The 7,385-nt window shown below is 59.5% G+C and carries 7 protein-coding genes and 1 pseudogene; 1 reads left to right on the top strand and 7 read right to left on the bottom strand.

Annotated features, from left to right (window positions below; translation table 11 throughout):
- Window positions 1–257 precede the first annotated feature (257 nt).
- The 4 genes from AC1DZU_RS35045 to AC1DZU_RS35030 form a co-directional block, all read right to left on the bottom strand.
- Window positions 258–404: a hypothetical protein gene (locus AC1DZU_RS35045; protein WP_477291979.1), complete on the bottom strand. Its 147-nt coding sequence runs from the start codon at window positions 402–404 to the stop codon at window positions 258–260.
- Window positions 405–660: 256 nt separating this feature from the next.
- Window positions 661–1,566 carry a tyrosine-type recombinase/integrase gene (locus AC1DZU_RS35040; protein ID WP_477291977.1) on the bottom strand — a complete coding sequence of 302 codons (906 nt, stop codon included), beginning with the start codon at window positions 1,564–1,566 and terminating at the stop codon, window positions 661–663.
- Window positions 1,567–2,311: 745 nt separating this feature from the next.
- Complete coding sequence (locus AC1DZU_RS35035) at window positions 2,312–2,911, bottom strand: hypothetical protein (protein WP_477291975.1); 600 nt, start codon at window positions 2,909–2,911, stop codon at window positions 2,312–2,314.
- A gap of 1,678 nt (window positions 2,912–4,589) precedes the next feature.
- Window positions 4,590–4,796 carry a hypothetical protein gene (locus AC1DZU_RS35030; RefSeq protein WP_477291973.1) on the bottom strand — a complete coding sequence of 69 codons (207 nt, stop codon included), beginning with the start codon at window positions 4,794–4,796 and terminating at the stop codon, window positions 4,590–4,592.
- Between the two features lie 300 nt (window positions 4,797–5,096).
- Between AC1DZU_RS35030 and AC1DZU_RS35025 the strand changes: the two are divergent.
- Window positions 5,097–5,318, top strand: a pseudogene (locus AC1DZU_RS35025) (Ros/MucR family transcriptional regulator); the annotation flags it as partial.
- Between the two features lie 134 nt (window positions 5,319–5,452).
- Here the strand turns inward: AC1DZU_RS35025 and AC1DZU_RS35020 are convergent.
- The 3 genes from AC1DZU_RS35020 to AC1DZU_RS35010 all read right to left on the bottom strand — a co-directional run.
- On the bottom strand, window positions 5,453–5,737 hold the full coding sequence (locus tag AC1DZU_RS35020) for a hypothetical protein (protein ID WP_477291971.1): 285 nt from the start codon (window positions 5,735–5,737) through the stop codon (window positions 5,453–5,455).
- A gap of 930 nt (window positions 5,738–6,667) precedes the next feature.
- On the bottom strand, window positions 6,668–6,925 hold the full coding sequence (locus tag AC1DZU_RS35015) for a hypothetical protein (RefSeq protein ID WP_477291969.1): 258 nt from the start codon (window positions 6,923–6,925) through the stop codon (window positions 6,668–6,670).
- Window positions 6,926–7,208: 283 nt separating this feature from the next.
- Window positions 7,209–7,385, bottom strand: a 177-nt coding sequence (locus AC1DZU_RS35010; RefSeq protein ID WP_477291981.1) for an isochorismatase family protein, incomplete at its 5' end; no start/stop codon positions are given.

Below are 7,385 nucleotides of genomic sequence, written 5' to 3'. Positions count from 1 at the left end.
CATACAGGTCGCCAACTTCGGCGCCATCTGCGGCGCACCAAGTCAGAACCATGCCGGCGGCGATCGGAAGTTGCCATCTAACCATAGCGTCCTCCTGGGAACGCGGCGTCGCCATCTCGCAGTTGGCACCGCCAACGTGATCTGAAGCGCGAGTTTCAGCTCGTTCGTTATATCACTCCTCTCGAAAATCTTGCAGCGACGCGTGCCGCAGATCTTCCTCCCCGCGCAAGTGCTTTACACGGCCGATCAGCCCGGGCTTAACCCATTGCGTCGCCGGCCGCTTCATGCCCTTTGGCGCCGTTCCTGCGTTGGTCCTGGACGCGGTCCCATAGCCGCTCGCGCGTCTCCCGGTTCAGCGTGATGAAGGCCGAGCCGACATAGCGGCCGGTTCCACGCTCCGCCATCAGGGCGAAGGCTGGTTTGCCCGCCTCGCGCTCGACTTCGAGCAGATCGCCAAACGGTCGCAGGAATCAAAGCGATCAATAGCAGTTGGTTTGGTGAAGGGACCTCGCACCGAAAGGATTCGGAACGATGGTCGACGCACTTGACTTTGAACTGACAAAGAGATGCTGCTGGCTCAGGTGTCCTGCATGGGCGACCCGGTATCCGGGACCCGCAGCACGGACGATATCGGCGACCTCCAGGTCCGCGCGCACCGCTTCAACCGGGAGGCGTCTTGCCTTCCATGAGCGCCATCAGCCGGTCGAGCGGCCCTGCGACCGCGTGGATCGTCCGGGTCGAGACTTTGGTGTAGAGCGCTGTCGTTTCGAGCTTGCTGTGCCCGAGCAACACTTGGATGACGCGGATGTCGACATCCTGCTCGAGCAGATGGGTGGCGAAACTGTGCCGCAGCGTATGCGGGCTGACGCGCTTGCGGATACCGGCGACTTCGGCGGCTTCCTGAACCGCGCGATGGAGTTGCCGTGACGAGATCGGATCTGTGCAACTACGCCCTGGGAACAGCCAGCCATCCGGAAGCATCACCCCGCGACGCTTGCCTTCGCGCCACCACAGCCGCAGCAGTTCCAAGAGTTGCGGCGAGAGCATGGCGTTGCGATCTTTGCGTCCTTTGCCCTGTTCGACCCGGATCAGCATGCGTGTGCTGTCGATATCATCGACCTTGAGGTGCGCGACCTCCGATACGCGCAGGCCCGCGCCATAGGCAACACCGAGCGCGGCCTTGTACTTGATACCAGGTGCTGCTTCGAGCAGCCGCGCCGCTTCCTCCACGCTCAGCAGGTCTGGCAGCTTGCGTGGATAGCGCATGATCACCAGCACACGGGCCAGATCCCGCCGCTTCAGCGTCATCAGGAACAGGAACCGCAACGCTGAGACCGCGCCGTTGATGGTCGCAGGCCCGACGCCGTTCTCATGCTGATACAGCTGGAAGCGACGGATGTCCTCGGGCGTCGCAGTATCGGGAGAGCGTCGGAGGAAGGCTGCGAAGCGCCGGACGTGACGAACGTAGTCCTGCTGGGTATGGGGCCCCAGGCCCCGCATGAGCATATCTTGCTGCATGCGCTGGCGAAGCGGCGTAATCGGTGCATCGGTCGACAGAGTATCCATGGCAAGTTCCTCTCGTTGAAGGAACTGCATGGTCGGATCGCAGCTACTACCCGCTCAAGACCAATCCCTGTCGCACCATCTCAGAACGAGGCGCTCCTCCCGCGAAGCGGGTTCGTGCATGAGGCGCGAAGCAGCCATGACTTCTTTTGGGCCGCATGCGGTCTGACCGCTTCTAATAGAATTTTTGGGATAGATGCCGTTTCGACGACGCTCAAAATTATGCTTGGTTCGATCACGTTGCGCATTGACCCCTTTCGACGCTTCGAGTTGTCAACAACGTGCGACGCGAAGCTGCTGCTGTCTCCGAGGTCGCGAACCGCAACTTTTCTGGATCATGTTCGCCGTTCGGTGAAGCGAGGGGTGCGGCGGCTATTTTGAGGCGGGCACGGCCCCTCCTGCACTGTCCTCCGTCTTTTCCGTTGCGGGCCGGCGCGATAAGGTTCCGTCTGAGCACGTCACCGAGTTTGAACGCTTCGGCATTCGCGTCGAGCAATTCGCCCGCACGCGCCAACACGTGCAAGTCGAAACTCGCAAAGCCCAAAGGGACCGGCAAGTTTGTTGGCCGATCGGCGCGTGGACAGTTGCGGCGACGAAGGCACCCGGGACGAGCGCATTTCGAACCCGCCGGGAAATACACGGGCGTTCGACTCATACCCGCGGGTGAAGGCTTCCTTCACCCAGCGCTCGGCGCGCTGTGCGGTCAACGAAATCGACTCTACGTTCTGCCGCACACCGAGATGCTCGTTCAAGCGATTGATCCGTTCGCGGCGCTGTTCGCGATTTCGGCCATTCCCCAAAGTGGGGCCTGGGGCACCACCCAATAGATCGCAGCTGCGGCGTGGCGCGTTTTGCGCAGGCCGTAGCTTGCGACATCGAACAGCCTACGCGCATTTTCCTTGGTGAATAGGCTGCCGATGATCGGCACGGTCGGGCGGTCAGCACGGACGTCGCCGTGGCTCGTGAAGGCGTGTCGATAGAAGCGCTGCACGCTTAACCCATCGCGGCGCGTCCATTCCTTAAGATAGTCTTGGGCAAGTTGGATCAGGAGCTGGTATGGCTCGCCATCGTCTTCCCGCCGCGCAACAGCCATGCGCTCGACCATCTCGGCGACCGCAAGCCCCACTGCCTCGCGATCTGACAACTCGTAGTCTGACTTCCACTCGGAAAGGTCGATGTCGGGTAAGTTTGGCTTGAGCCCCGATGACACCAACCCGACGCGCACGAGCGTCGAAAAGCGCTCCTCCGCCGCCACCCCGTCGATGGAATAGAGCGTGCGTCGCGAGGTCGAGATTGGATCGATCTTCAGCGCGAACTCGCGAAAGAACCGACGGACCGACGACGGCACCCTTTCCGTTGCCGAGCTGACTTGCTCAACGTCGGCCAGCGGCAGCTCGGGAAGGTTCCGCTCGAAGTAGCTCAGAAATTTCTTTCGGCGGGCGCCAGCGCGATGAGGTCGAAGCCGACGCGTGCGATCTTGCGCTCGACCTCGTAGATAAGTGGTTCTTCGACACCAGGGCGGAAGAGCGAAAGCCCCGTCTGTGTCAGCGTGATGCGTCCCTCGCTCCGACGGATGTAGTCGGCGTCCTCGACCTCGTGGAAAACGTAGCTTGCCGGTCCAATAGCCTAGGCCATTCGGCGGGTTGTGGACTTTTCCTTGCGATTCGACGGCACTGGTCATTCTTGGCCTCCAATGGGTCGGTTCCCCTTCGACTGCTGGAACTCGGCATCGTCATGGCTGGGCAAGTAGCTTGCCGCGCCCGACGTGAAAGCCGGACGCACGGTCAGCCGGGCCGTTGGCGGCGGCCTCCCGCCTGGTAATCGACGTCTTCGTTGAGACCTATACCGCATCAGGGCAAGCCCGACACGCCGTGGAAGCCGATCACGGCGAACACGGACATCTTCCGACGAGGCCACGAAGTCCTCGAGCGAGTTGCGCGCCGTGATGCCGGCCTTGACTGCCGGTCCAGCTTGGTCTGAATCGTATTGTCATCGCAGCCGACCGGCGCAGGCACGGGCGCGCAATAGACGATATATTTCTTGGCCATGACCTTCACGCATCCCGGCCAACTCGGCGATGCGGGCATCTATGACGCGCTGACCATTTTGTAGCGCGGCCAATTCGAAACGGACAGTCCGCGTTCGGCCCCCGTTGCGGCCGTTCTGGAGCGTGGCTCAGAACGCTCGCAAACGAGGTTAGCTCCAGTCGACTGTTTGACGTCACGGGACCATGCGGAAGGATACGGGAAGATTTCTGATTATTGCCCACGAAAAAGCCAACAAAATCAACGATTTTAATACGCCCTCCGGGCCCACCATTGAAATCAATGACTTAACCACTTTTTCAGACTGTCAAGCGTTTCGAAAATCCATCCGTGGCAACAATTGGCAACAGGGTCAGAAATAATCGTCGGGGGAAACGAAAAAACCGGGCTCTTGCATCGAGCCTCTTTGAGGCATTTCCCGATGACTATGGAGGCCGGGAGAGAGCCGAGAACCCAAAAGGTGATGGCGGTCCAGAAGATGCTCATATCCAGGATCTCCTTTCTGGAAATCAACGGTCAGCCGTGCCGGAAGGTTCCTGGGCAACAGAAGTGACAAAGCCCGCCACCGTGAGGCCGCGGGCTAAAGGTGCAAGTTTGCGCAGGCTCAATTGTGGTCTGGACGCCCTGATTGTCTCAAGCCCCGCAACTCCTGCCTTGAGCTTCGACAGACCGTCGCTCAGCACAGCTTCGATAGCACTGCGTTCCTGCATGTCATCGATGTCGGCGCCACGCTGCGAAAAACAGATGCTTGGGTTGTCAAGCGCGTCGACGTGTCGCTCATGATGGCACCTCTGGATTTCCCCAAGGCGCTACATTGCCTGTCGAGCCATGGGAGCAGCGGCGGGGTCGCACGCAATGTCGCTAGCGCCTGTGGTCAGGACCGTGCGCTGGGGCGGCGGCTGGTCGTATCCCGATCTTCGGCAGGGGAGCGGGTGGAGCACCACCTGCCGCGAGAAACTTTTAGAGATCGCTAATATTCCGTCAAGCCCGCTTCCTGGGCGGTAGTTGTTCGGGCGGCATGTCGTTGCCGTCCTCACCGAACGTGAACGGCAGTACCTCTTCGTAAAGATTGTGGTACTCGATCACAGCGTGGTACTTCCGCAGTAGCAAGCGCGTTTCATCGCTGATGCCGGCGCGCTCCAATTCGTCCTGGGCGTCGAGATACGCCTGCCTCAAGCTCTTGGCCATGCCGTGCTCCGTGTGCTCATTGATCCATAAGCTCGTGGTTAGGTTTCAGTTCCGCATGCGCGCTAGTCGACCCGGCCCCTACTTCCCCACGGATCAACGCGGCCTATCCGCCCCAACCACAACCCTGCTATAAGCCCGCTCGACACCGCTATTCGGGCGACCTCCGGGCGAGGGCGCGGCTATTTCTCTTCGGAAAGTCGTCAAGCGCGTTCTTGCGCGGATCGATGCCTCTTCTGCCTCACCGGCTTTTCAGCTGCACCGCCTATCGCTTGTTCTCGGTGTAGCGTTGAGATGTCGAGGATCGAAGACGGCAAGAAGTTCAAATCCCTGAAGCGTCACCTCGGCGTGCATTTCGGCCTGACGCCGGACGCCTATCGCGCCAAATGGGGCTTGCCATCGGATTATCCCATGGTCGCCCCCAACTATGCCGCCCAGCGCTCCGAACTGGCAAAAGCCGCAGGCCTTGGCCGCAAGGCCGAGCCTGTTAAGAAGGCGCCAGCGAAGCGGAAGGCGAAGGCTTAGTTCTGTCTTCATACCCACACATGACGTAACGTCAAGACGCGGCTACTGGGAGAGCCGCGGCGGACTGTCGCGTTTTAGCCCGCTGCCTCAACGGCGGGCCTCTTCAAAGGCACTATAACACCACGTACCCACACTCACGGCACTTGAGGAAGTCCTTGGTCATCTCTCCATTGACAAACCATGGGTTCCTGCCTCGCTCGCCATATCCAGCAGCGCGGGCATTGTGGCGTATCGCCCATAACGGGTTGATATGTTTCCAAGCGCGCTCCCGCAGCGAGCTTATTGTCCAGATCGGATTCCAATTTTGCCTTGGCTTCATCGTGCAGGTCCAGCCTGTGCCTTAGGTCGCCGGCCTTCTTCTTTTCGTCGAAAGCCAACCGTTCGGCGTCGTGCCGAAGCGATTCCTTGAAGCGGATCATTACCAAGCTCCGACCCGCAAGAGGCGGCTGCGAGATATGGTCGACTAAGCCGGAACGGCGTATAATTCGCCAGCCGGCGAACCCCGACCCCGCGCCGGTCAGGCCCGGTGGTCACACCCACCCCCCGCCCTTGGCCGCTGGGCCGCTAGTAGTTTGCGAAGAAATGGCCGGTGCAGACGACGAGGGGGTTGTAAGCAGCACCGGCCATCGCGAGAAAAGCCCCCGCTGGTGATAAGTCTATATCACATTAGCAATCACGCAATTGAGACTGAAGTCCTTAGCTTGCCGGCCCTAAAGACCCACGTCCGCATGGTCATCGTAAATAATAGCGACGAGGCTTAAGCGAAACCGCCTATGCTTAGCGGAATGCATTTAGCGGCGCCATGTCCTACACAGTTGGTACACCAAGAACGCCGTTCTGGGGACGATGCCCTTCAAGGACGAAGAGGCCGCCAAAAGCCACTCGCTGCCAAGGTTCTCGGCGAGGCGCAATACGATGATGTTGTCTCCGTCGAAGTCCGCAAAGTTGATGGCACCGTCGTCTATGGCCGTACAGCCAAGTGATATGCGCGCCATGGTAGGGGACCAGATGGCGCGGGCCTGGCCGGATGTTTGCCAGCCTTGCGACGGAGCCAGCAGCGGCATCCGAAGCAATAAATCATCTTTTCAAGACTGCTGGCCAAATCCGATTTTTCACCACCGGCAATCGCGGCATTGCACTTCTCACCGCGGCCAGTCGACAAAATGCGATTAGAGCTACAGCGTTATTGCAACCAGCTTGCAATTTGGTTGCGAATTGAAATAGAGCCCCGTACAAGCGTTTTGCGTACCTCCGGCTTTCACTCTGAGAGCGTCGCATCGTATATCGCAGACATATCGCGCGCTGACTCGAAGGCGGGCGTGCGCCCGCCTTCGACATTCAACCCAGATTTAGCCGCCCATCATCTTTGCCATAGCGCAGAAATCTGCATGCGACTTGTTGAGTGTGGTGTCGCCGCAGTCCTTCAACACGGCCTTCTGTTCGTCCGGTTTCATGGCCATCCAAGCGGTCTTGAAATCCTTTTCCGTCTTCAAAGTTTTCATGCCGGCATCGGTGAAGAACGGCGACATCTTTGCCGGGTCGTCGAGCGCGGATGTACTGCCTGCAAGAGCCGAACCAGTCATCATGGCAAGCGCAATCGCGCCCATTGTGAGCATCTTGATCATTGTTTCCTCCGTCGTTAGGTCATTCAGCCTGACCTTCCGGAAAAACGTCATCAGCTGAACTCGGTTCCCACCGCTTGCCGGCTTCTTTGAAATTGAAAATCGCCTCGGGGCGATCGCTATAAAATGGACGTTCCCCATTGCTTTCTAAGGAGGCTGCGATGGTGGCGTAACGCCGAACAGCACAGGTTTGCCCTTGCGTAGAGGTGGTCGAAGCCTGCGGAGAATGGTTCGTCCGCTTAGTCGACTCCGACGAAGAACTTACCGATCACCAGCTTGAGAGAACCGTCTCCATTTCGACCGTCTCGACCTGCTGCGCGAAGCGCTGGTGATAGACGGTCAGCAGTGCATCATGTGTCGCGTCAGAAGAGCTGCACAGCGCGTCGGTGACGAGAACCACCCGATAGCCGAAATCGATCCCGCCGAGCACCGTGGCCAGAACACA

The organism is Mesorhizobium sp. P2_A12, from assembly GCF_056405075.1.
The sequence above is the reverse complement of the archived record's forward strand: the minus strand, read 5'-3'. Positions and strand labels throughout refer to the sequence as shown.

Coding starts and splice junctions, on each gene's coding strand:
- AC1DZU_RS35040 (WP_477291977.1), bottom strand. CDS start 1,566: ATGGATACTCTGTCGACCGATGCACCGATTACGCCGCTTCGCCAGCGC.
- AC1DZU_RS35045 (WP_477291979.1), bottom strand. CDS start 404: ATGGCGGAGCGTGGAACCGGCCGCTATGTCGGCTCGGCCTTCATCACG.
- AC1DZU_RS35015 (WP_477291969.1), bottom strand. CDS start 6,925: ATGGGCGCGATTGCGCTTGCCATGATGACTGGTTCGGCTCTTGCAGGC.
- AC1DZU_RS35020 (WP_477291971.1), bottom strand. CDS start 5,737: ATGATCCGCTTCAAGGAATCGCTTCGGCACGACGCCGAACGGTTGGCT.
- AC1DZU_RS35030 (WP_477291973.1), bottom strand. CDS start 4,796: ATGGCCAAGAGCTTGAGGCAGGCGTATCTCGACGCCCAGGACGAATTG.